Here is a 24,448-nt window from a genome sequence, read left to right as displayed (position 1 = left end):
TTTTTGGTATTTCTTTTTCAATTATTGATATTGAATATAACTAGGGATTGGTTTTAGTTTCATCAATTCTTCTGGTGTCATTAAGCGGTTTGGCGCTTTTTTCAAATCGTTTTTATAGAACAATTTAAATCCAGTAAATTGAACAGGTTCGCCAAAAATAAAGTGACGGTAAGTACCTAGTTTCAAATCTGGTTCGCCCCAGCCATCCATGTGCATAACGATTTGAACTTCTGGTCTTAACTTGATGCTTTTATAGTTTGTAACCATCTTTTTGGTGAAACGATGTACAACAAAAACCTTAGGGGTTAAGTTATGTTTTTTAACGATATCCGCTAAATAGCCAGTAACATAATTTAAATCAGCAGCATCATAAGTTCCAATTTTTTTGCCTGGTAAAGAACCATCCTTCATAGAGAATTCTGGGTCGATACCTAAGTGTACATTAGGCATTTCTAAATATTTCGCAATATGAGGAAGTTCTGCTTTAATATTACTTAACGCAACTTGTAAATCTAAAAACACAATTGTGTTTGGACGCATTTTTGCAATTTTCAACACAGAGTCGATTTGCTTATTGCCCATCCTATTAATGTATTTGCCGTCTTTTCCTGGAGTTCCACTAGCAACTGCTGCAATGTAATGTAAACCTGCTTGTACTGGAGTAGATGGGTCTACTTTTTCCCAATGTTTAATCTCTTTATTTAAGCGAGACCACATTTCTTTAGGTGCATATTCCCCTAAAGCACCCATTTTTTTTGAGTGTAAGTTTCCATAATAAACAACTATGCGTTTAAAAGGTAAAATTGCGCCGTCTAATGGATAGGGTTGATTTTTTACTGGCCACTTACCTGTAGTGTCACCATTCGCTAATTTTTTAATAATTTGGTCGTACTTTGCAGTATCAACTGGTGCACGCAAATTTTCTTCTTCAACTTTAGTAGTGTCATTTGCCGCCTTCTTATCTCCGGCCTTTTTAGCGTCAGAAGTGCAATAAGCGAATGTGCTAATTGTAGCTATTCCTATCAGCACAGCACCAGCAATTTTTGTAAGTTTCATAGATAAATGGTTGTTTTATTTTAGTTTTTCTTGTCCGAATTCAAAAATACGTCATTTCATTTGAGACTGGTCGTATAATTATCAACACATTAACATTTTGTTAATAAAAGGCTATAAAAATTCAACACTCAAATCTTTTGCTATACTACATATAGTTATCAATATCAAAAATCCTCGTTTTTAGGTACTTGCAGCTTATTGTTGAATATTATTTGTAATTAGTCTAAATAAGTTATATCATTGCTGTATTATTTGAAATCATTCTAAATAGCGTCAATGAGAATATATTTATTTTCTATTTTATTTCTAATTTGTATAAACTGTGCTATCGCACAACAACAAGGTAAGGGCTTAATTATTACAGGTAAGGTGTTGACTGCTGATGGTTTACCTGCTGCTGGTTTGTTGATATCGATTAAAGAATCAAAAAGCATTGCCTTTACTCAAAGTGATGGTTCTTTTAAGATATTATCGACTGTTGGCAACAAGCAATTAATCGTAAGATCTGGTGCTTCTACATTAGAACAAAATATCGAGGTTAGCGATAATCAGTTAGCCATACCAACAATTACCTTAAAAGAAAAGGCTTACGATTTAAAAGAAGTTGTGGTAACTGCTCAGTATGGTCCACAATCTATGAAGAACTCTGTTTACAATGTTAAAACCATTAGTGCAGAAAAAATTAGATTAAGATCAGCAACTAATGTACAGCAGGTTTTAAATACTGAGCTTGGTTTCCGCTTTAATAACGATTTAACTTTAGGTACAACAGATGTTGAGTTAATGGGGATGAGTGGTAGAAACATCAAAATCCTTTTAGATGGTGTACCAATGGTAGACCGTTCTGATAGCAGAGAAAGTTTAAATCAAATAGACATCAACACTGTTGAAAGAATAGAAATTGTTGAAGGTCCGGTTTCTGTTGTTTACGGAACTGATGCATTAGCGGGTGTAATTAATATCATTACAAAAAATGCGGGTAAATCATTATTAAATGTTTCGGCAAGGGTGCAGGAGGAAACTGCTGGTAAAGAGTACGAAGCATTTGGTGGTAGTGGTGTACACAATCAAAATTTAAGTGCAAGTTGGCAAAATAAAGGTTGGAGCGCTTTGGCAGGTGTTAGTCACAATGAATTTGGTGGCTGGAATTTAGCGCCAAAAACAGCCACAACTGCAGAGGTAAATGCTGCAACTAACAGATGGAAACCAAAAGAACAGTTTTTAGGAAATACCAAAATCGTTTACAGAAATAATAATTTTAATATTTGGTATCGCCTAGATGGCTTAAAAGAAACAATAGATACCAGATTGGGCATCAACCCAAATAACTATAAAGGCAAATTACAAACCTATACTACAAAACGTTACACAAATCAAATTCAATCTGAATATAGGTTCTCTAAAGAGTTAGAATTAAACGCTATTGTTGGTTATACAGATTTACAGAGAGCAACTAAGTCTGTTATTCACGATTATACTACTGGTGCAGAACAACTTTCTACAGATGCTGGAGAGCAAGATGTTGCCAAATTTAATGGAACAAGTGTAAGGCTAACTGCGCAATACTTTGCCCATAAATTGATTTCTATTCAACCTGGTTTTGAATATAACAGAGATGCTGCGAGTGGACAAAGGATTAAAGGCACACCAGTTATCAATGACTACGCATTTTTCGCATCGGCGGAAGTTAGACCGACAGAAAGCATTAACATTCGCCCTGGAGTTAGGTTTATCAAAAACTCTGTTTATGATGCACCAGCAGTAATTCCATCTCTAAATATCAAATTCGGATTAACAAAAAACTTCGACTTGCGCCTATCTTATGCAAGAGGATTTAGAGCACCAGCTTTAAGAGAATTGTATTATGATTTCTTTGATGCCAGTCATTCGATTAGAGGTAACGAAAATTTAAAGGCAGAACAATCTCATAGTTTCAATACATCATTGGTTTGGGCAGGTATACAAAAAGATGATCTGCAGTTTAGAAGTACGGCAACAGGTTTTTATAATCTTTTTACCAATAGAATTGATTTCGGTATGGACCCTGCAAATTCTTCTATAACCACATTAATTAATGTTTCTAGATATAAAACAATTGGCGGTACGTTAGATAATACTTTCATTCTTAAAAATTTACAATTAAATCTTGGTGTTTCTTACATCGGTAGGTATAATAATTTATTGGTAAATAAAGAATCGTTAGATGTAGCAGAGTTCATGTGGGCGCCAGAAATTAACGGAAACGTAGTTTACAATTTCCCTAAAATTAATGGAAGCGTAAGCTTATTCTACAAATACACCGGCAAAAGACCAGGTTATCAATTAACAATGGTTGGTGGTGTACAAACCCCAAGAGTTGTTAAAATAGGAGATTTTAGTTGGGCAGATTTAATGCTTAACAAAATCATTTATAAATATATCACATTAAATGCTGGTGTTAAAAACATATTTGATGTAACACAACTCACAAATACATCTACCGCAAGCAATGGTGCACATAGTACAGGTGGCGCAAGTGTTTCATATAGCTATGGTCGTTCGTATGTACTAGGCATAACTTTTAACTGGAATAACCCCCAAACCCCTAAAGGGGCTTTTTAAATATATATTTAACTCAAATAGAAATGAATAAACTTAACTCATTCGTCGCGATTGCATTATTGGCAATTACATTTACAGCTTGTAAAAAAAGTAAGGAAGAACCTATTATTGTTGCGCCACCATCTGATGGTAGTACGCTAACAATGGAAGGTAAAACAGATGCTTCCAACTACGCAAATATTGTATTTGTTGATTTTAGCGCTGATAAAGCAACTAAAGCAGATAGAAAATCTTGGAACCTTGCCCTTACTTCTGACTCTAAATTTAAAGTAGTATTAAATGCTTCTTATCAAACTACAGCTGTTGTAACCAATAAAACTGACATTAATACTGTTACTATTGGGGATCCTGGTACAACAGTTAATTTAAACCATGATATACTTGATCCAAATACAATTAGCTTGGCAGATAGTTGGGATGGAGACATTACAAAAACTGCCATTAGGGATGAAATAAGTGTCACTGATGCGAGTAACAAAGTTTTCTTGTTGAGCTATGAAGGAAATAAAGAGCGTGATAAATGGTTTAAAATTAAAGTTACTCGTTCAGGTACTGGTTATAAGGTACAATATGCAAAGCTTGGAGAAACCGTAATTAAAACATTAGATGTCCCTAAAGACTCTAGATTTAATTTAACATTCGTGTCTTTAGAGAATAATAAAATAGTTAGTGTAGAGCCAGAAAAAACTAATTGGGATATCTCTTGGAGTTATTCTACATACAATTCAGGCTTAGGCTCTCCATATTGGGTTCAAGATTTTATATCACTAAATACATTATCTGGAGTTTCTGCGGTGCAGGTTCTTACTGCCACAAAAACTTATGCTGCATTTGCAGAAGCAGATATTGCCGCCTTAACATTTTCATCTGCAAAAGATGTTATAGGAACAAAATGGAGAACTGCTCCAAGTCAAACAGGTGTTGGAGGTGGAGTTAAAACAGACTCATTTTATGTTGTAAAAGATAGTAATGGCAACATTTACAAATTGAAATTTAACAGTTATATATCGGGTGATGGCGGAGAACGCGGTAAACCTGTTATCGAATATAAACTGGTTAAAAAAGGATAATACATTTGGTTATGTTTTGTTTAGGAGCTAGGCTTTCGAGGATTCGGAAGCCTTTCCTATTAAAAGGGGATTGTAATCCTTAATTCTAATTAGAAAAACAACGTTAGTATTTCATAGCAGCGATTGCACAAAGGGACTCTTTGGAATTACCCATTCCAATCTTTTTGTCCTTCACTTCGGCTACGCTCAGTGCGAGCTCGCTTAAGATGACAAAAAAGATTTTGATTATCGTTAGTTTTAATTAACGAAATCTAGTGCTGCTATTTCAAGTCGCAAATCGCATAAAAAAAGCCAACGAATACATCGTTGGCTAAATATTATACTTTAAGGCTTTACTCTTTTATCCTTATTCTTTGCTCCTTTATCTATCTAAACTTATTAAACTTGCCAAAAACACCCAAAGGCAATTTAATGCCCGAAGTAGCTTGTAAATAAAGCTCCCCAGTTTCTAGATTTTTAACTTGCGGGAAAGATGTTTTAATTAGGTTTTCCACTATTACCGAAGAGAAACCTAATGAATAAGTATTTAAAATTAAGAAATGTTCTTCCTCATCCAATAATTGAACAACGTCTTGCATCATTTCTTGGATATGGTCTTCTAATTTCCATTTTTCGCCATTTGGCCCGTGACCAAAAGCAGGAGGGTCTAAAATAATACCATTGTATTTTTTGCCTCGCTTTAATTCTCTTTTAACAAATTTCAAAGCATCTTCAACTACCCAACGTACATCTTTTAAGTTAGATAGTTCTTGGTTTTCATTTGCCCAGTTTACTACCTGTTTAATCGAATCAACGTGTGTGGTATCAGCTCCTGCTGCCTTTGCAACTAAAGAAGCTGCGCCTGTATAAGCAAAAAGGTTAAGTACTTTCGGACTAGGTGTCTTAAATTTTTTAATTGATGATGAGATATAATCCCAGTTAACTGCTTGCTCTGGAAAAACACCAACGTGTTTAAATGAAGTTAAGCCTAAGCGTAAATTAATGCTGATGTCATCATTTTTATAATTCACATTCCAGCGGTCTGGAATATTTTTATCAGCTTTAATCCACTCTCCGCTTGTTGCAGAGCGACCTTTAAAATTAATATGCGTTTTTTTCTTCCACTCCTGTGGTGATAGTATCTTTTTCCAAACTGCCTGCGGCTCAGGACGAGAAAGTACCAAATTGCCGAAACGTTCTAGCTTTTCGAAATCTCCGCAATCTATCAATTCGTAATCTTTCCAGTGGGTTGGTGTTAAGAGGCTTATCATAAATGGTGTGGTATATATTAAAATTTGCCTTTTGCAGCTTTCATGAATCGGCTAGCAAATACAAAATCATTCAGTTCTTCAATATCTGTTTTGGCAATTTCTTTATTAGAACCTTCCCAGAATTTTTTTCCTTCGTGTAAGAAAATAATATAATCTCCAATACCCATTACAGAGTTCATGTCATGTGTTACCACAATAGTTGTTGTATTATATTCTTCTGTTAATTCTTTAATCAACTCATCAATTACAATAGAAGTTTTTGGATCTAAGCCAGAGTTGGGCTCATCGCAAAAAAGATATTTTGGGTTCATCGCAATGGCACGAGCAATACCAACACGTTTTTTCATTCCTCCAGAAAGCTCTGCAGGAAATAACTTGTTTTTCCCCTCTAAATTGACACGCTGCAAACAGAAATTAACACGCTCTAACTTTTCACTTCGAGATTGTTCTGTGAACATATTTAAAGGAAACATAATGTTTTCTTCAACTGTCATCGAATCAAATAAGGCAGAACCTTGAAACAGCATTCCAATTTCTTTTCTAATCTCAATGCGTTCTTCAAAGCTGAGTTGAGTAAATTCTCTATTATCGTATAGCACACTTCCTTCTTCAGGTTGATGCAAACCAATCATACATTTTAAAAGCGTAGTTTTTCCAGAACCAGAACCTCCAATTATTAAATTGGTTACACCTTCTTTAAATGTTCCTGAGATACCTTTTAAAACCTCATTATCACCAAACGATTTATGAATATCTTTAATCTCGATCATAATAATAATTGGGTTACAAGGTAATCACAAGCTAAGATACTTATACAGCTAACAACAACTGCTCTTGTACTAGCTTGGGCAACTTCTAAAGCACCTCCCTTTACGTAAAAACCCTCGTATGCAGGAACCGAAGTAATAATGAAACCAAAAACAAATGCTTTGGTTAAAGCAACGGTAATGGTATATGGATTAAAGTCTGTAGTAATGCCTTGAATATATTCTGCTGCAGAAACGGCTCCAGATAATGTACCACCTAAATAACCACCGCCAATACTCAATACCATAGAAATAATAACCAAAACAGGTACCATTGTAATTCCGGCTAATATTTTAGGTAAAATTAAATAACCTGGCGCATTAATTCCCATAATTTCTAATGCATCTATTTGTTCGGTTACTCTCATTGTTCCAATTTCTGATGAGATTGCAGAACCAATCTTACCTGCCAAAACAATAGCACTAATTGTAGGGCTTAATTCTAAAATGCTCGAATCGCGGTTTACAGAACCAATAATGGTTTTAGGGATTAAATCACTTACCAATTGGAAGGCGATTTGTAAAGTCATTACTGCTCCAATAAATGTAGATATGATGCTGATCAATCCCAAAGAGCCTACCCCTATAAAATCCATCTGTTGAAAAATAGCTTTAAGGTATATTTTAGTTTTTTCGGGTCTTCTGAATACTGCCTTAAGTAGCAATATATATTTGCCAAAATTGGTAAAGTTCATTTAATAAAGATTAGCTTATGCGTAAACACTTTAATATACAAAGAAACAACAAAAAATGTTCTGGCTTTGTGTATTTGTAAAAAAATATTACCGATTTCGGATATAAATATTCTTTTTTGTGTCAAAAAACAATTTGCAAATGAAGAACGCAGTAATTACAGGTGCCACTAAAGGAATTGGAAAAGCTATAGCTGTTAAGTTGGCTTCTAATGGTTATAATTTAGCAGTTTGCGCCAGAACTGAAAAAGATTTAATTGCCCTGCAAAAAGAACTAGAACCAATGGATGTAAAAATAGTTACTGTTGTAGCAGATTGTAGCAACAAGGTTGATGTAATGAATTTCTTCGAAAAAGCAAAAGCAGCTTTTAATATAATTGATGTTTTAGTTAATAATGCAGGTGTTTTTTTAACAGGAAGTATATTAGATGAAGATGATTACTCATTCGAGTTTCAACAACAATTAAACCTAAATGCTACTTATTATTTTTCTAAATATTTTGGTAAAATAATGCGTTCTCAGCATTCTGGGCATATTTTTAATATCTGCTCCATAGCAAGTGCGCAAACAATTGAGAATGCAGGTAGTTACAGTGTAACAAAAACAGCGATGCTAAGTCTTAATAATGTATTGCGGAAAGAGTTAGCAGATTACAACGTTAAGGTTACGGCAATTTTGCCAGGTTCTACATTAACAGCTTCTTGGGAAGGTACAACCATTAATCCTGATAAGTTTGTACAACCAGAAGACATTGCCAATTCTTTATACTCCATTTTAAATTTAAGTAGTGGTGTAAACGTTGATGAAATAACCCTAACGCCTTTAAAATTTTAACACACAAATAAAAGGAGGAGATGAATCATGGAAAAGAGATTATTTAGAAATGAACACGACAAAAAAGTTGCAGGTGTTGCATCTGGCTTAGCAGATTATATGCAAGTTGATATTACCATTGTAAGATTACTTTTTGTGTTGGCAACCATATTTTTAGCGGGAACAGGTTTGTTGGTTTATATTATCATGTGGATTATACTGCCGGTTAATAACGACCCAGTAGCACGTTTTAATAAATTTAACGATTACTTTCAGAAGAACCAACCAAACAATAATCCCTTTAGCACGCCTAATGCTTTTGGAGATGCTTCAAATACTACTGAACAAACCAAGTGGAATACGCCAAATGCTGGCCCTGATTTTACAGACGCAACTAATCCAAATAGTTTTAAAAAGAAAGACGATACCAGTCGTACAATTGGTGGTTTAATCTTATTAATTGTAGGTTTTTATTTCTTGCTTCGTCAATTTGAGATCCTGCCAGAGTGGTTTAATATTTTCAAAATATACAAATTGTGGCCTTTGGCAATCGTTGCGGTGGGTATTAGTTTAATCTTTAGAAACCAAAGAAAAACAGAGTGGGATAATTTTAAGAAAACCACCGAGGAAGCACAAAAAACAACTGACCAAAAACCAGTTGAAGACGCAACTATTATCGTAGAAGATAAAGATTCGGTAACACCAAATCCTTAATTAACCAACCAAGCATGATTTAATTAGTAACGGTAAATCAGTTTTCATGCAAACTAAAACCGAGTTTAAATATTAAAAGATATGAAATTTGACAAAGTAATATGGGGTGTGCTACTATTGTTTATAGGTGGTGTACTATTGTTAGAAAATTTTAACGTAATTGATTTTTATTGGGGAAACGTATGGGATTTCTGGCCAGTATTTATCATTATTCTAGGTGTTAATATCCTGTTTAACAGAGGTGAATCGCAAATTGGAAGTATCATGTCACTAGGTATTTTGGTTATAGCGCTTGGATTTTTATTTTTCAGAGGACAAGAAAGAGCTTCACATCGTTTTTGGTGGGGAAATCATAGAGATAGAGTAGATAGATATGAGCATTATGACAACAATGATGATGAAGATAACGATAATGACAGCGATGTAAAAGAAAGCTATTCTGCTGTTTTCGATGCGGGTGATGAAGCTAGAAGAACTATTTTAAATCTTTCTGGCGGAGGAACATCATTCAAGTTAGAAGGACAAACAGATAGCTTATTCACTGCTCAAGTTAGTGGGAAAAACAATCATTTTGGTATTACAAAAACAACTTCAGATAGTGTAAATACAGTAGCTTTTAAAATGCAAGATAAAGGCCGTCACAAATCATGGAATATTGGAAATGGGAATGATGTTAAGTTATACATGAACACAGCCCCTAATTGGGAACTGCAATTGAATATGGGTGCTGGAAGCATGGATTTAGATTTAACAAATTATAAAGTTAGAACCTTAAATTTTGATGGTGGTGCAGCCGAGTTAGACATTAAAATAGGTAGCTTATTGCCAATTGCAGATGTAAATGTTAAATCTGGATTAGCAGATGTGAAAATTAAAATTCCAGAAAGTTCAGGTTGCAGAATCAAAACAAAAACGGGCTTGTCAACCAAAGATTTTAATGGTTTTACTAAGCTTAGTGATGGCGTTTACGAAACACCTAATTACAAAACCTCGACCAATAAAATATTCATCAACCTAGATGGTGGTTTAAGTAGCTTCGAAGTAGATAGATATTAGTAGGTCGAAGTTTTAAAGGCTGAAAGACTATAAGTAGCGTAAAGACAAAATGTTTAGTAGTTTTGTTTTTACGCTATTAGTTTATTGTCACAAACCTAACATCTCAATTCACAAATCTAATGCAAGAATATACAGTCGTTATCAATGGAAAACCTGAAGGTCCTTATGCCTTGCAAGAACTGCAAAAGCTAAATATAAAACCAGGTACTTTCATTCGTAAACCTGGTATGGACGATTATAAAGAAGCCCATGAATTTGAAGAGCTACGTGAGTTTTTGGGTTTCAAATTTCAACAAACCGCACCTCAATATTTCGCTTCTTTTGATCAACGTTTAATGGCTTCGGTTATAGATTATTTCTTGCTAATGATTTGTTATGTTGTCATTGTTCTTCTAGCTTATATATTTGTCGATCAAAAAATGTTCAGAATTGGAACGGCATTATTCTTCCTGATTTTAGTTCCCGTTGCAAGAATTGTTTATTCTAGCGTAGCTGAAGCTTCTATTAAACAAGCAACAATTGGTAAGCGCATAATGGATATAAAAGTTACCGATTTAAATGGTAGCCGACTGACATTAGGAAATTCAATTGGTAGAAATCTAGGTAAGATTGTTTCTAATGCAACTTTTGGTCTGGGGTATCTTTTTTGTTTCCTAAATAAAAAGCAACAATGTTTACATGATATAATGGCAGAAACTTTGGTAACTAAACAAAGGTTGATATAGTTAACTAAACTTTACAACCTTCAAACATTTCAACCTTACAACGTTTGGAACATTTAAAACCTTTAGCATATCTTTGCAATGTATGCAAGAACTAATTAAACCAAACCAACTAGAAGGCGGTTATTGTAACAGTTTAACCCAATATTCTAGGTTTTTAACCCGCGAAGTTAAGATAGGAAATATCCCAATGGGAGGTTTAAATCCAATTCGTATCCAGTCTATGACAACCACAGACACAATGGATACTCTGGGTACAGTTGAGCAAACTATCAGAATGGTAGAATCTGGTTGCGAATATGTGCGAATTACTGCACCAAGTATTAAGGAAGCAGAAAATTTAGAGAACATCAAAAAAGAATTAAGGGCTCGTGGTTACGATGTGCCATTAATTGCCGACATTCATTTTACTCCAAATGCTGCAGAATCTGCGGCTCGAATTGTAGAGAAAGTTCGTGTAAATCCTGGTAATTATGCTGATAAAAAGAAGTTCGAAAATCTAGAATATACTACTGATACCTATCAAGCAGAGTTAGAAAGAATTTATAAAAAGTTTACACCACTTATAAAAATCTGTAAAGAGTACGGCACGGCGATGAGAATTGGAACCAACCATGGTTCTCTTTCAGATAGAATCATGAGCCATTATGGAGATACACCAAGAGGAATGGTTGAATCTGCAATGGAATTCATCCGCATGTGCGAAAGCTTGAATTATTACAATTTGTGCATTTCTATGAAAGCGAGTAACACACAAGTAATGGTGCAAGCTTATCGTTTGTTGGTAGAAACCATGGTTAAGGAAGGGATGAATTATCCTTTGCATTTAGGTGTTACCGAAGCAGGAGATGGGGAAGATGGACGAATTAAATCTGCAGTTGGCATTGGAACTTTGCTAGCCGACGGATTAGGGGATACTATTCGTGTTTCTTTAACCGAAGACCCAGAATTTGAAGCGCCAGTTGCAAGAGCCTTGGCAGATAGATTTGAGAGAAAGTCTTCAGACCTTAGTCAAGAGTCAGGAGTTACAACCCACAACCCACAACCCACAATTCACAACTCAACTTATTCACCTTACCAATACAGCCGTCGCATCACAACCCCAGTTCAACAAATTGGTGGGCATTTTCACCCAGTGGTGATGATTGATGTAACGAAACAAAACTTAAAAGATCCTTATTTTTTAAGCCCTTTGGGTTATAATTACAGTGCTGGATTAGATAAATACAACTTGTCTGACCAAGCTTGTGACTTGGTGTATTTAGGTGATGAATTACCTTCTTTTTCATTTCCAGGCAATTTAAAACAGGTTTATAATTACCAAACGTGGCTTAAATTAAAAGACAAGCATAATTGTTACCCGTTACTAACTGAAAAGGAATATATAGAGGTAGAAGGATGGAAGGTAGAAGGTTTGAACTTCGTGAGTATTAATGCAGAGCAATTCAACAATTCAACAATCCAGCAATTCAATAACTCCACTATTATCATCTTAGAAACCTCACAAAATCTAGGAATGCAAAAGCAAAGGGAGTTTTTTGTCGCTTTGCAACAGCAAAACATTCAAGTCCCTGTAATCATAAAAAGAAGTTATAATAATGTTGGTGCAGATCAGTTGATGCTATATGCAGCAAGTGATTTAGGTGCCTTGTTAACTGATGGTTTTGGCGATGGTGTTTGGATAGATGCCCCAACTACAATTGGATTATCATTAGTTAATTCTACTAGTTTCGGAATTTTGCAAGCCACAAGAACTCGTATTTCCAAAACGGAATATATTTCTTGTCCAAGTTGCGGCCGTACTTTATTCGATTTACAGGAAACCACGCAGTATATCCGTTCAAAAACCGACCACTTAAAAGGTATTAAGATTGCCATTATGGGCTGCATTGTTAATGGCCCTGGAGAAATGGCAGATGCAGATTATGGTTATGTGGGCACGGGTCCAGGGAAAATTACACTATACCGTGGAAAAGAAGTGGTGAAGAAAAACGTGAATACACCATCAGCACTAGATGAACTTATCGAAATTATAAGAGAAGACGGAAATTGGGTGGAAACAGTTGCGAGTTAGCAAATCTAAATTAAAATTTGTCATTCCGACTTCGGAGGAGTCTATTATAAAGGATTCGATTTTGAGTTTCTTCAGTGCATTCTGAATGACAAAACTAAACTCCCCAAACTGTAATGACCACATTTCTGTTGCCCCCGTAATTGCGGTGTTCGCATAAGTAAATACCTTGCCAAGTTCCTAAAGCTGGTCTTCCATTTCTTAATGGAATTAAAACTGAGGTATCTAATAATGCAGATTTTAGGTGAGCAGGCATGTCATCTGAACCTTCATAGTCGTGCTTGTAATCTGGGTCGTTCTCGGGAACAGCCTTGTTAAACCACATTTCAAAATCTTTTCTAACCGTTGGATCGGCATTTTCATTAATAGTTAATGAAGCAGAGGTATGCAAAATAAAAACCTGCATCATCCCAATTTTCAAATCCTTAATTTCTGGAATAGCTTGAAGGATTTCATCAGTTATCAAATGAAAGCCTCTACTTCTTGCTTTTAAACTAATTGTTTTTTGAAACATTTGTATTTTTCTCTTGGCATTATGTTGTGCCCCTTTGGAGGGGGTTAGGGGGAGGTTTTATTGTTTCTTTTTGTAGGAACTCTATTCCAGAATTGCTTTAATAAAGGTCTTCGACAGGATCAGACTGATAATGTTAATATTTAAAATCTTCTCTCCCCGGACTAAAAATATCTAATAAAGTACAATCGGTAACCGCTCTTCCACCATGTGGTACATTGCCGGGGATTAAAACAAACTTACCTGTATCTAAAATTTGAGTTTCTTCACCAACGGTCATCTCAAATTGTCCTTTTAAAACAAAAGCACATTGATGATGTGGATGGCTATGGATGGGGGAGTCGCTGCCAGCTTTAATATCAATAAAATTGATGGTATTGTTTTCTGTATGAATAAGTTTAGAAAAGAAACCAGGGCTCATTTCTTTAACTTCAATATCTGTAAATTGGCGAAAAAATTTTTCGTTCATGATCTTATATATAAAAAACAAAGGTATTCATTTTTGAATTTCTTATGGAGAAATTGGTTTGTTTTAAAATTTTAAATGAAATAAAATATGAATTGCTTAATCTTCATCATTTTTACTTAACCTTTTTAATTAAAAGTAGTTAGCGTTGATAAAAATTATAAGAAATTGATTAGTTTCAATAAATTTTACGAATGACTTTTAAAGCGCAAAGTAGGCTAGTAGTATTTTTGGTATCTCTAACCTCCTTAATTCTTATTTTGTTTAACATTTATTCATCTAGAATTAAATCAGGTGTCAGGTCTTATATTAATGGCGAGTCAGCGTATTCTAAAGGTCAAAAAGATGCGCTTCTAAATTTAAGCTATTACTTAAATACGCAAGACATATCTTATTGGAACAGGTATAAGGAATCATTAAAAGTGCCAATGAGTGATAATCTAGCCCGCCATGCAATGGTTAATAATGAGCCAGATTCAATACCTTTTAATCACTTTATTAATGGAAAAGTTCACCCATCAGATATAGATAATATTATATGGATGTTTAAAAACTTTAAAAACGTAAAAGAATTTAAAGAAGCGGTTGATTTATGGGCAAAATCTGAGATTGTCTTAATTGATATAAATAGAGATGCAGAACGATTTAAACACAGTACTGACATACAGCTTAAAGAACAGCTTTCTTTAAAAATAGCGATATCGAATGCTAAACTCACAGAGTTAGAAACAAATTTTTCTAAAAACCTGAGTAATTTGGCCAGAAAAATTGAAAAATTACTAAACTGGGTAAATGCATTAGTAACAATTATAATGATTGGAAGTTTATCAGCTTATTTGATGTTGGTGATAGCTAAATTATATAAATCTAAGGGAGAACTTAAAGAAAGTTACGATAAGGTTTTCGATTTAAATTTAGAGCTGGATACTTTTGTTTATAGTTTGTCTCATGATTTAAGAGCGCCTTTAACCTCTTTGCAAGGCTTAGTTAAATTTTCATCCCTAGAAACAGATATAACCTCTATTAAGGAAAACATGCTTTTAATGGATAGGTTATTGGACAAACAGGATGCATTTATTAAAGATGTGATTTCTTTATTGCAACGCAGAAACCTAACTCCACAACCTAAAAAAATGAATTTAAAAGTTGTGGTAGAAGATGCATTTTCATTAAATAAGCATAATGCAGATAACAAAGAAATTAGAACAGAAATAGAAATAGCAAAGGGCCTTGAGGAGATTAATAGCGATATTGTTTTTATCAAGATTATTATTAATAATCTAATCTCTAATGCTTTTAAATATAGCGACCCTACAAAAGAATATCAGTTTATTAAGGTAAAGGTAAAAAGCGATGACACTAATTTAGTGATTAAAGTAGAAGATAATGGTATTGGTATTTCTGAAGAATTCCATCAAAAGGTTTTTGATATGTTTTATATTCTTGACTCTCGTAAAAGAGGTACTGGTTTAGGTCTTTACATCATTAAACAATCTGTTGAAAAACTAGGTGGCACCATTGTTTTAGATTCCATTCTGGGAGTAGGAAGTAAATTTACTATGTCGTTACCTAAATTTTCTTAGAGCTGTTTTGTGATAATAAGATTTAAATCAAGCTATTCAAAAATATCAAACTCTTTTCACAAACCTGAAAAAGTTGAGCTGGCAAAGTTTCTTTATCATAAGGATGGGAAGCTCCATAAACATGATTGGCTCCTTCAATTTTTACCAACCTACTATTTGAATTTACATTGGCTAATTGCTGAGCAGTTTCAAAAGGTACATTTACATCATCATCGCCCTGCACAATTAACCAAGGAATGGTAATTTGTTTTGCAGCGGCTAAAATGTCTAGTTTTTCTTTATTGGCTTTAAAGTCTTCAAGTAAAGTCACGTTTAAAGGCATTTTCTCTTTGGTTCGAGCATTTATGACATGGATTTTACCTTCTTTTTTCCATTCCGTTTCCTGTTCTCTTTTCCATAGACTACTAAAATCTGCGATAGAGCTCCATGTTATTAAACCTTTAATGTGTGGGTTGTTGGCTGCTTGCAAAATGCTCAATCCGCCACCACGACTATGGCCAATTAGAAAAACTTCTTTTACGCCTAAATTCTCTACGGCATAATTAATCACTAAATCAACATCAAGCATTTCCTTAGAAAAAGTGTTTGCTGCAAATGTTTCCATGTCACTCACATCATTAGGTTTTTCTAAAGTTACTCCGCTATGCGATAAATTAAATTTTAAATAACGATAACCATTTTGAGCAAAATAACGAGCAGTTAAATGATGAGCTCCCCAATCTTTAAAACCCTTAAAACCGTGAACAAAAATTATTATAGGTGCATTTTTTTTAGTTTCATTAAAAGTAATATCCATTAAAATTGACAGGTTACTACTTCCCTTAATGCTGTGTTTTTCTATCGTAATCATAATCTTAAATTAAAATTGTAAGCCAAAAAGCTGTTTTTTTGAAGATGACCATATTCTAAATTAATAAATTTTTGTCAGCTAAATATCAGCTAATTTAACTCAACATCATTTGCATTGAATGGAGGCATCCTTTAATTTAAAATCTTTCTAAATAAACCTAATTTACAGCATAATGACAGTGAAACCAGCCTACGTTGTTACTTTTGTTTCGCTAAAAATAATACGCTGTACCCATTTTGGAATATTTAAAGATTATTGCATTTACACATCAGCAGATAGACCTAAAAGCTTTAGGTAAATTAGTTATATGTGAGCAAACGCTGGATGATAGGTTGAGGAATATCCAATCAGAGTTAAATATCAAAGAGATATTTTACGTTGGTACTTGTAACCGTGTAGAATTTATTTTTACTTCTGCTGATGAAGTTAACAAGGCTTTCATCAATCGATTTTTACATGTTTTGGATATGGGCTTGCCCGAAGAATACATGGAACAATTCATCGAAAATGTTTCTGTGTTTGAAAAGGTTGAAGCTTTTAACCATTTATTACGTATTTCTTGTTCTTTAGAAAGTTTAGTAGTTGGAGAAAAAGAAATTCTTGCCCAAGTTCGTAAAGCTTATGAAGCTTGTAGAGTTGCAGGTTTTACAGGCGATTACATGCGTATGATTATGAATCGTGTAGTTAAAACTGCAAAAGAGGTTTATACCAATACTAATATTTCTAAAAATCCAGTTTCTATAGTTTCACTTGCTTATCGCAAATTGCGTGAACTAAATATGTGCGGTAATTCTCGATTATTAATTATCGGCGCTGGCGAAACCAATAAGAATATTGCTCAATACCTTAAAAAGCACAAATATTCTAACTTCTCTATTTTTAATAGAACAATAGAAAAAGCAGAAAACCTTGCTAAAGATTTAAATGGAACGGCCTATCCACTATCAGCTTTAGCAGATTACGACCAAGGTTTTGATGTGATTATTACCTGTACTGGTGCAACTGAACCTATAATTACAGAAGAAATTTATGCTAAATTGTTAAAAGGAGATACTTGCAAAAAAGTTATCGTCGATTTAGCAATTCCTAATGATACAGCCCCAGAAGTTGTTGAAAACTTCCCTCTACATTATATTGAGGTAGAATCTCTAAAGGAAGTTGCTCGCAAAAATATTCAAGAACGTTATGATGAGTTGGTAAATGCCGAGCATATCATAGATGAAAATATCAAGGATTTTGAATCTGTTTTACGTCAGCGTAAAATTGAAATTGCCATGAGCGATGTTCCTCAAAAAATTAAGGATATCAAACATAAGGCTATCAACGCTGTTTTTGCAGACGAGATAAATATGATGGATGATAACTCAAGAGCGGTTTTAGAACGGGTAATGGATTACATGGAGAAAAAATGTATCACTATCCCAATGGTGATGGCAAAAGAAATTCTGGTTAAAAACAGTTAAATAGATTTGCGTATTGAGATGCCTGCCTGCCGCTAGGCAGGTGAGATATGAGATTGGATGCAATCAAATAATTTTACCATCTTCTTTGCGCTCTTTGCGCCTTTGCGGTTAAAACAACTCAAAGCATATAACCCTTTCAAAATTTTATTAATTTAGCAGAAAACTAAGCATAAAGTGAAGAAACTAATAATCGGTACACGCGGAAGCGATTTGGCATTATGGCAAGCTAACAACACAAAAGATAGGTTGGCAAGCATCGGAATAGAGGCAGAATTAAAAATCATTAAAACGCAGGGCGATAAAATATTAAACCTTAGACTTGATAAATTGGAAGGTAAGGGTTTCTTTACCAAAGAATTAGAAGAAGAATTATTAGGCGGAACAATTGATATTGCTGTCCACTCTCATAAGGATTTACCTACCACAAACCCAGCTGGATTAATCATTGCTGCGGTTACTGAGCGTGAAGACCCGGCAGAATTATTATTGATTTTGAAGGATACGGTTGAGGTTAGCAATAAACTTTCCTTAAAAAAGGGAGCAATGGTTGGTACATCATCCAATCGCCGAAAAGCCCAATTATTAGCTTTACGTCCCGATTTAAATATTGAAGATTTACGTGGTAATGTACCAACACGTATTCAAAAATTACGTGATGAAAATTATGATGCTATTTTATTGGCAAAAGCTGGTGTCAATAGATTGAATATAGATTTAAGTGAGTTTCACGTAGAAGTTATAGATACCACAGAGTTGATCCCCGCACCAGCGCAAGGTGCTTTGGCAATCCAAATTCGTGAAGATGATAATGAGCTTTTTACTGCTTTACAACAAATCCATAATTCAGCAACTGCTGAAGAAATTGCTGTGGAACGTAAGGTCTTAAACTTATTTGAAGGTGGCTGCCATATGCCTTTGGGATGCTATTGTAAAAAGGAAAATGGAGTTTTTGAAGTTTGGACTTCTAAGGCAGAAACTGACGAGGATTTTCCAGACCGTTTATTCTTAAGGTCTGAAACTACTGAAGGCTTAGCAGAGAAAATAGTAGCTAAGTTTGATAAGGAAAGAAAACTGCCTGCTAAGGTTTTTATTTCTAGAGAAATTGGAGAACATAGTTATTTTAGAAAAGCTTTAGCAAAACACGATATTGAAATAGATGGACGTTCGTTAATTCGTACGTTTCCAATTGTAAATATTTTAGATCCTTTTTATTTAAAGAATATCGATTGGATATTTTTTAGCAGTAGAAATGGAGTTGAATATTTCTTTAAACTGAATCCTGTATTAGCTAAAAAAGTTCAATTTGGTGTGGTTGGTCGTGGTTCTGAAGATACATTAAGGAAATTCGGTCATTTGGCAGACTTTGTTGGCGAAAGTGGAGATATTGTAGAAGTTGCAGAAGAGTTTGCAAAATTAGTTGTTGGTCAGAGCGTATTATTCCCAAGAGCTCAAGATTCGCTGTTAAGCATTCAAAAATCTTTAGGTACAGGTACAAAAATTGTTGACTTGCCAATTTACGAAACTGTTGTAGCTGATGATATTGATGGAACAACTGCTGAGGTGTTAATCTTTACCAGTCCAAGTAACGTTGAAGCGTATTTTGCAGATAATTTATTAGACCCTGAACAAAAAGTAATAGCCATTGGTAACTCTACAGGTAAGAAGTTTGAAGAAATGGGTGTAAAATACACATTGCCTTATTCTCCAGATGAAATTGGACTAGCTGAAGCAGTTTTTGGAATAGATATAAGGTAAAAGGTAGAACGGTTGAGGAGGGAAGGTTTTTCTACTCGTAATTGAGAAGAACAGGCTGTCCCGACTTCTCTGGGAAGTAACCTTAAAGCGATTGCAGGAAAAGGAAGGTGTCGGCACTGAATTTTCTTAAATAAACCTGACAGCAGTGAAAAGTTTTAATGCCAGTCTGAGCTTGTCGAAGACCATTAAAACTTGTAACGAATAGCCCCAAAAGGGGTTCCTTTGGAACAGGACTACAAAACAAAAGAACCACTATCACTGCTTTTCTAAAAAATGATATTTAGGTTATCATACTAAGTTTTAAAATAAATAGGTTTGCAGTTTCAATACCAAATTTATGCACAGACCACGTAGGTTAAGAAAAAATCCAGTTGTTAGAGAGTTAATTGCCGAAACGCGATTGTCAAAGGATATGTTCATCTATCCGTATTTTGTAGTTCCAGGAAGCGGAATTACAAAAGCAATTGATGCAATGCCCGGTGTTAACCATTTCTCTACAGATACCTTGTTAAAAGACGTTGAAAAAGGATTAAAGTTAGGCGTAAATAAAATTATGCTTTTTGGTGTTGGAGATGAGAAAAGTGATGATGCAAAATCTGCTTACGAGCCACATTCTTTGGTGCCTGTTGCGGTCAGGGAATTAAAGAAAAACTTTGGTGATGATTTATATGTGGTAACCGATGTTTGTGTTTGCTCTTACACTACTCACGGTCATTGCGGAATCATGAAAGATGACTATATCCAAAATGATTTATCAGTAGATTTAATTGCAAAAATGGCATTGAATCACGCAGAGGCGGGAGCAGATATGTTAGCGCCTTCAGATATGATGGATGGTAGAGTAGCAGCAATAAGACATAAATTAGACGGAAGCGGCTTTGTAAATACTGCTATCATGAGTCACGCTACCAAATTTGCTTCGTCATATTATGGCCCATTTAGGGAAGCTGCAGATTGTGCGCCAAATAATGGCGACAGAAAAGCTTACCAAATGGATTTCAGAAATGGAACAGAAGCAGTTAGGGAGGCATTATTAGATGAAAGTGAAGGTGCGGATGTTTTGATGGTTAAACCAGCTTTGGCTTATTTAGATGTCATTAGTAAATTAAAGCAAAACAGCGATTTGCCAATTGCTTGTTATAATGTATCGGGAGAATACTCGATGATTAAAGCAGCAGCGCAAAGAGGATGGATAGACGAACAAAAAGTAGTAATGGAAACGATGCATGCATTTGCAAGAGCAGGAGCAAGTATTATAACCACTTACCACATTAGAGATATAGTAGAGAATAATTGGATGTAATTTTAAAGCTGAAAGCTTAAAGCAAAAAGACTAAAGCAACCAAAATGGGTGCATAGTTTTTAGCTTTTACCTTTAGTCTTTCAGCTTTTAGCTTAATAAAAAATGTTAGAATCGTTAAAGAAAATATTCTCGGGAAACGAAGAGGAGATGCCGGTAAATACAGGAAGCAAACCTGATATTAGTCGTGAGAAATCGGCAGAGTTGTATGCAAAATCAAAAACCTATTTTCCTGGTGGAGTAAATTCTCCTGTTAGGGCTTTTAAATCGGTTTACGGAACACCTTTGTTTATTCAAAAAGGCGATGGGTGTTACATTTGGGATGCAGATGGCAATCAGTTCATAGATTTTTGTGCAAGTTGGGGGCCGCTAATTTTAGGTCATAATAACGCAAAAATTAGAGAAAAAGTGATTGATGTAATGCAAAGCGGAATGAGCTTTGGCGCACCAACTGCTTTAGAAAATGAATTAGCAGAGTTGATTATCAAGAATAACAGTTATGTAGAAAAAATCCGTTTTACAAGTTCTGGAACAGAGGCGGTAATGTCGGCAATTCGTTTAGCTCGTGGATATACTGGAAGAGATAAAATCATCAAATTTGAAGGCTGTTATCACGGACACAGCGATTCGCTTTTAGTAAAGGCAGGTTCTGGATTGGTAACTTTTGGAGAAACTTCTTCGGCAGGTGTGCCTAAATCTTTTGCAGAAGAAACCATTGTTATACCTTTGAATGATACGGAAGCGATTAGCAAGGCTTTCGAACAATTTAAAGACCAAGTTGCTGCGGTAATTATAGAAGGTATTCCGGCAAATAATGGTTTGTTAATGCAAGACCAAGCTTATATCGAGTTTTTGCGACAAGCTTGTACAGATAATAAAGCTTTACTAATTTTTGATGAGGTGATTACAGGATTTAGAGTTGGGTTTGAAGGTGCAGCTGCTCATTATGGCATTAAGCCCGATATTGTTACTTACGGAAAAATTATCGGTGGTGGTTTACCTGTGGGCATGTATGGGGCTTCCGCAGAAATAATGAGTCATATTTCACCAGATGGTGGCGTTTACCAAGCAGGAACTTTATCTGGTAATCCAGTAGCGATGGCAGCAGGTATTGCCACTTTAACTGAACTTTTGCGTTCTGGTTTTTATAAAGACTTAAACCAAAAAACAAAGGAGTTTGTAGATAGCATTCAACGTTTTGCAACAGCAAGAAATTATAAGTTCAAGGTGTTTACCGTTGGTTCTATTTTCTGGTTTGCTTTTACTGATAAAGACATTAAAACTGCAGAAGATATAGACCCAACGAGTATGGAGAAATTTAAAGTAATGCACCGTGAATTGTTAAACAGAGGTATTTATTTAGGACCATCTGGATATGAAGTAGGTTTTGTTTCTTCCGCACACACTAAAATAGAACTAGAGAAAGCAAAAAGAGCTATTTTTGATGCGTTGGATTTAGTTTTTAGTAAAAAATAATAATTGTCACATTGAAGCCTCCCGAATAATCGGGATAAGTAGTCGAAATGTAACCAAAAGTCCTTCGACAAGCTTCAGATGACACAATGTATATAAAATGAAGAAATCCTTGCTCATATTTTATTTCCTTTTGTTCTACGCCATGCTAGAAATGTTTTGGTGGGGAACAGTTGTTATAAAATTACAGCCGGACCGAATGGCTATGGTAATGGGAGAGGGCTCTGTTTTCTTGTTTTTACTTTGCGTGGGTGCTTATTTTATTCATGCATCTATTAAAAAGGAAGATAAATTACACGAGAGGCAACAAAATTTCTTATTGTCTGTAACTCACGAATTGAAATCGCCTTTGGCTGCTATTAAACTTTCTATAGAAACTATAGTAAAACGAGATTTAGATAAGGAGCAACAATCTAAATTGCTGCGAAACTCGTTAAAAGATATTGAACGCCTGGATGATTTAGTAGAGAATATGTTATTGGCCACAAAGATCGAAAGTCGTACTTACTCGTTTCCCAAAGAAGAGTTTGACTTGTCTGAATTGGTAACCAGAATTACTGATAGACTACAGGTTCACTCTTGTGGTAATCAGCAGATGATTAATACTAAAATAGATAATGACATAAAAGTATTGGGTGATAAATTTGCTTTATCATCGGTAGTTACCAATTTGGTAGAGAATGCTGTAAAATATTCTGGTCCTTGTGCCGAAATAGCAGTAACACTCTGTCAAAATGACGGTAAGCCGTTTTTAACGGTTTCTGATAAAGGTCCGGGCATTCCGGATGAAGAAAAAATGCTTATTTTCGATAAATTTTATCGTGTAGGAGATGAAAATGTGCGCAAATCTAAGGGCACTGGACTTGGCTTGTTTATTGTTAAAGAGGTATTACAAAACCACGACGCTGATATTAGCGTTAAAGATAACACACCGCAAGGTGCAATTTTTGAAGTAACATTTAACTGATATGCCACAGAAATTAAGAATACTATTGGTAGAAGATGAAGATCATTTATTGGATGCCATCAAATTAAACCTCGAACTAGAGGGTTATAAAGTTCACGCTGTTAAAGACGGTAAAACTGCATTAAAAGTTTTTAAGGAAGAACGTTTCAACTTAATCATTTTAGATGTAATGTTGCCTGAGATGGATGGTTTCCAGGTTTGTGAAACTATTCGTTTAGAAAATACTGAAGTTCCTATTTTGTTTTTAACTGCTAAGAATACTAGCGAAGACCGTGTAATGGGTCTTAAAAAAGGAGCAGACGATTATTTAGTAAAACCTTTCAACTTAGAAGAATTAATTCTGCGTGTTGGAATTTTAGTAAAACGTAGCTTAAAAGCAGACGATTTAAAAGAATTAAATTCTTACAAAATCGGTGATAAAACTATCTATTTTAACTCTTTTGAATTAAAACAAGATGATGGTGTTGTTGTTCCTTTAACTAAAAAGGAAACCATGTTGTTGAAGTTGTTAATTGAGCGTAAAAACGAAGCCGTTTCTCGTGAGCAAATCTTAGAAACAGTTTGGAATTATGACGTATATCCTTCAACAAGAACCATAGATAACTTTATTTTAACGTTCCGTAAGTATTTCGAACCAGACCAAAAAAACCCGGTGTATTTTCACTCGATTAGAGGTGTAGGTTATAAATTTACAGATAGCACACATTAATGTATAATACCTGGAGTAGATATGCTTTAATGGCAATTTTTGCCCTTTCTGCATTGGTAAGTTTATATTATAATCAATACCAGCTGGCTGCAATAGCCGGCTTTCTCTTTGCCTTTATTTTATGGAGTCATTTTAAACACAGTTCGGTGTTATTGGCATCGAAACATTTTAAGGATGCAAACTATGATAAAGCAGAACAGATATTAAACGAAGTCTCAAATCCAGATAGATTGGCTAAAAATCGTCGTGGATATTATGAGTTCATGAAGGCAAACATCGCCCTACAAAGAGAAGATTTTGAAACTGCAGAGTTTCACTTTCAAATTGCCAGTCGTTTCCCATTGGGAGGAAAAAATGATAAAGCTTTTGTGATGATACATTTGGCAAATCTCGCCCTTCGAAAAAAAGATGCTGAAAGGGCAAAAGCATACATCGAAAGAGCAAAAGAGTTGGCTACAACATCTAGAGCAAAAGAAATTATAAAAATTATAGAGAAAGAAGCCAACGGTTTGGCCTAAT

Annotated in this window: 22 protein-coding genes; 15 read left to right on the top strand and 7 right to left on the bottom strand. The window is 34.7% G+C overall.

Annotated elements, in window-relative coordinates:
- Positions 1 to 21: 21 nt before the first annotated feature.
- Positions 22 to 1,056, bottom strand: a complete 1,035-nt coding sequence (locus EZ428_RS11345; protein WP_131553256.1) for a hypothetical protein — start codon at positions 1,054 to 1,056, stop codon at positions 22 to 24.
- A gap of 276 nt (positions 1,057 to 1,332) precedes the next feature.
- Between EZ428_RS11345 and EZ428_RS11340 the strand changes: the two genes are divergently transcribed.
- Entirely contained in the window at positions 1,333 to 3,657 is a 2,325-nt protein-coding gene (locus EZ428_RS11340; protein WP_131553255.1) for a TonB-dependent receptor, read from the top strand.
- A 23-nt stretch (positions 3,658 to 3,680) separates the two neighbouring features.
- A complete protein-coding gene (locus EZ428_RS11335) occupies positions 3,681 to 4,727 on the top strand; it encodes an HmuY family protein (protein WP_131553254.1) in 1,047 nt (348 codons plus the stop codon).
- A 365-nt stretch (positions 4,728 to 5,092) separates the two neighbouring features.
- Here EZ428_RS11335 and EZ428_RS11330 read toward each other — a convergent pair whose 3' ends face one another.
- From EZ428_RS11330 to EZ428_RS11320, 3 genes are read right to left on the bottom strand one after another with little or no spacing between them, the layout of a single operon-like run.
- Positions 5,093 to 5,977 (bottom strand): class I SAM-dependent methyltransferase, encoded by an 885-nt coding sequence (locus tag EZ428_RS11330; protein ID WP_131553253.1) that lies wholly within the window; start codon positions 5,975 to 5,977, stop codon positions 5,093 to 5,095.
- 17 nt (positions 5,978 to 5,994) lie between these two features.
- Positions 5,995 to 6,747, bottom strand: a complete 753-nt coding sequence (locus EZ428_RS11325; protein WP_131553252.1) for an ABC transporter ATP-binding protein — start codon at positions 6,745 to 6,747, stop codon at positions 5,995 to 5,997.
- Entirely contained in the window at positions 6,744 to 7,478 is a 735-nt protein-coding gene (locus EZ428_RS11320; RefSeq protein WP_131553251.1) for an MlaE family ABC transporter permease, read from the bottom strand. Before EZ428_RS11320 ends, EZ428_RS11325 begins: the two co-directional genes overlap by 4 nt.
- A 139-nt stretch (positions 7,479 to 7,617) precedes the next feature.
- Between EZ428_RS11320 and EZ428_RS11315 the strand changes: the two genes are divergently transcribed.
- From EZ428_RS11315 to ispG, 5 genes are all read left to right on the top strand, one after another.
- Complete coding sequence (locus EZ428_RS11315) at positions 7,618 to 8,310, top strand: SDR family oxidoreductase (protein ID WP_131553250.1); 693 nt, start codon at positions 7,618 to 7,620, stop codon at positions 8,308 to 8,310.
- Positions 8,311 to 8,337: 27 nt separating this feature from the next.
- Positions 8,338 to 9,003 (top strand): PspC domain-containing protein, encoded by a 666-nt coding sequence (locus tag EZ428_RS11310; RefSeq protein WP_131553249.1) that lies wholly within the window; start codon positions 8,338 to 8,340, stop codon positions 9,001 to 9,003.
- 81 nt (positions 9,004 to 9,084) lie between these two features.
- Complete coding sequence (locus EZ428_RS11305; RefSeq protein ID WP_131553248.1) at positions 9,085 to 10,059, top strand: LiaF transmembrane domain-containing protein; 975 nt, start codon at positions 9,085 to 9,087, stop codon at positions 10,057 to 10,059.
- Between the two features lie 119 nt (positions 10,060 to 10,178).
- Positions 10,179 to 10,784: an RDD family protein gene (locus EZ428_RS11300; RefSeq protein WP_131553247.1), complete on the top strand. Its 606-nt coding sequence runs from the start codon at positions 10,179 to 10,181 to the stop codon at positions 10,782 to 10,784.
- 82 nt (positions 10,785 to 10,866) lie between these two features.
- Positions 10,867 to 12,855, top strand: a complete 1,989-nt coding sequence (gene ispG / locus EZ428_RS11295) for a (E)-4-hydroxy-3-methylbut-2-enyl-diphosphate synthase (protein WP_131553246.1) — start codon at positions 10,867 to 10,869, stop codon at positions 12,853 to 12,855.
- A 94-nt stretch (positions 12,856 to 12,949) separates the two neighbouring features.
- On the opposite strand, the gene EZ428_RS11290 is transcribed toward ispG, so the two are convergent.
- Both EZ428_RS11290 and EZ428_RS11285 read right to left on the bottom strand, forming a co-directional pair.
- Positions 12,950 to 13,366, bottom strand: a complete 417-nt coding sequence (locus EZ428_RS11290) for a secondary thiamine-phosphate synthase enzyme YjbQ (protein ID WP_205945666.1) — start codon at positions 13,364 to 13,366, stop codon at positions 12,950 to 12,952.
- Between the two features lie 133 nt (positions 13,367 to 13,499).
- Positions 13,500 to 13,832, bottom strand: a complete 333-nt coding sequence (locus tag EZ428_RS11285; protein WP_131553244.1) for a cupin domain-containing protein — start codon at positions 13,830 to 13,832, stop codon at positions 13,500 to 13,502.
- A gap of 191 nt (positions 13,833 to 14,023) precedes the next feature.
- On the opposite strand from EZ428_RS11285, the gene EZ428_RS11280 reads away from it, so the two are divergent.
- Positions 14,024 to 15,412, top strand: coding sequence for a sensor histidine kinase (locus EZ428_RS11280; RefSeq protein ID WP_131553243.1), 1,389 nt, complete (start codon positions 14,024 to 14,026; stop codon positions 15,410 to 15,412).
- Positions 15,413 to 15,434: 22 nt separating this feature from the next.
- Here EZ428_RS11280 and EZ428_RS11275 read toward each other — a convergent pair whose 3' ends face one another.
- The gene (locus tag EZ428_RS11275; RefSeq protein WP_131553242.1) at positions 15,435 to 16,262 is read right to left on the bottom strand and encodes an alpha/beta hydrolase family protein; all 828 of its coding nucleotides are present in this window, start codon (positions 16,260 to 16,262) and stop codon (positions 15,435 to 15,437) included.
- 236 nt (positions 16,263 to 16,498) lie between these two features.
- Here EZ428_RS11275 and hemA point away from each other — a divergent pair, with 236 nt between their 5' ends.
- The 7 genes from hemA to EZ428_RS11240 all read left to right on the top strand — a co-directional run bounded on the left by hemA (position 16,499) and on the right by EZ428_RS11240 (position 24,447).
- A complete protein-coding gene (gene hemA / locus EZ428_RS11270; protein ID WP_131553241.1) occupies positions 16,499 to 17,725 on the top strand; it encodes a glutamyl-tRNA reductase in 1,227 nt (408 codons plus the stop codon).
- Between the two features lie 174 nt (positions 17,726 to 17,899).
- Positions 17,900 to 19,480, top strand: a complete 1,581-nt coding sequence (gene hemC, locus EZ428_RS11265) for a hydroxymethylbilane synthase (protein WP_131553240.1) — start codon at positions 17,900 to 17,902, stop codon at positions 19,478 to 19,480.
- Positions 19,481 to 19,817: 337 nt separating this feature from the next.
- Positions 19,818 to 20,783: a porphobilinogen synthase gene (hemB, locus tag EZ428_RS11260; protein ID WP_131553239.1), complete on the top strand. Its 966-nt coding sequence runs from the start codon at positions 19,818 to 19,820 to the stop codon at positions 20,781 to 20,783.
- Positions 20,784 to 20,885: 102 nt separating this feature from the next.
- On the top strand, positions 20,886 to 22,256 hold the full coding sequence (gene hemL / locus EZ428_RS11255; RefSeq protein ID WP_131553238.1) for a glutamate-1-semialdehyde 2,1-aminomutase: 1,371 nt from the start codon (positions 20,886 to 20,888) through the stop codon (positions 22,254 to 22,256).
- A gap of 97 nt (positions 22,257 to 22,353) precedes the next feature.
- Positions 22,354 to 23,220 carry a sensor histidine kinase gene (locus EZ428_RS11250; protein ID WP_131553237.1) on the top strand — a complete coding sequence of 289 codons (867 nt, stop codon included), beginning with the start codon at positions 22,354 to 22,356 and terminating at the stop codon, positions 23,218 to 23,220.
- A 1-nt stretch (position 23,221) separates the two neighbouring features.
- Entirely contained in the window at positions 23,222 to 23,929 is a 708-nt protein-coding gene (locus EZ428_RS11245; protein ID WP_131553236.1) for a response regulator transcription factor, read from the top strand.
- On the top strand, positions 23,929 to 24,447 hold the full coding sequence (locus EZ428_RS11240) for a hypothetical protein (RefSeq protein WP_131553235.1): 519 nt from the start codon (positions 23,929 to 23,931) through the stop codon (positions 24,445 to 24,447). Before EZ428_RS11245 ends, EZ428_RS11240 begins: the two co-directional genes overlap by 1 nt.
- The last annotated feature ends 1 nt before the right edge of the window (position 24,448 follow it).

Source organism: Pedobacter frigiditerrae (assembly GCF_004331645.1).
GTDB lineage: Bacteria > Bacteroidota > Bacteroidia > Sphingobacteriales > Sphingobacteriaceae > Pedobacter > Pedobacter frigiditerrae.
The sequence above is the reverse complement of the archived record's forward strand: the minus strand, read 5'-3'. Positions and strand labels throughout refer to the sequence as shown.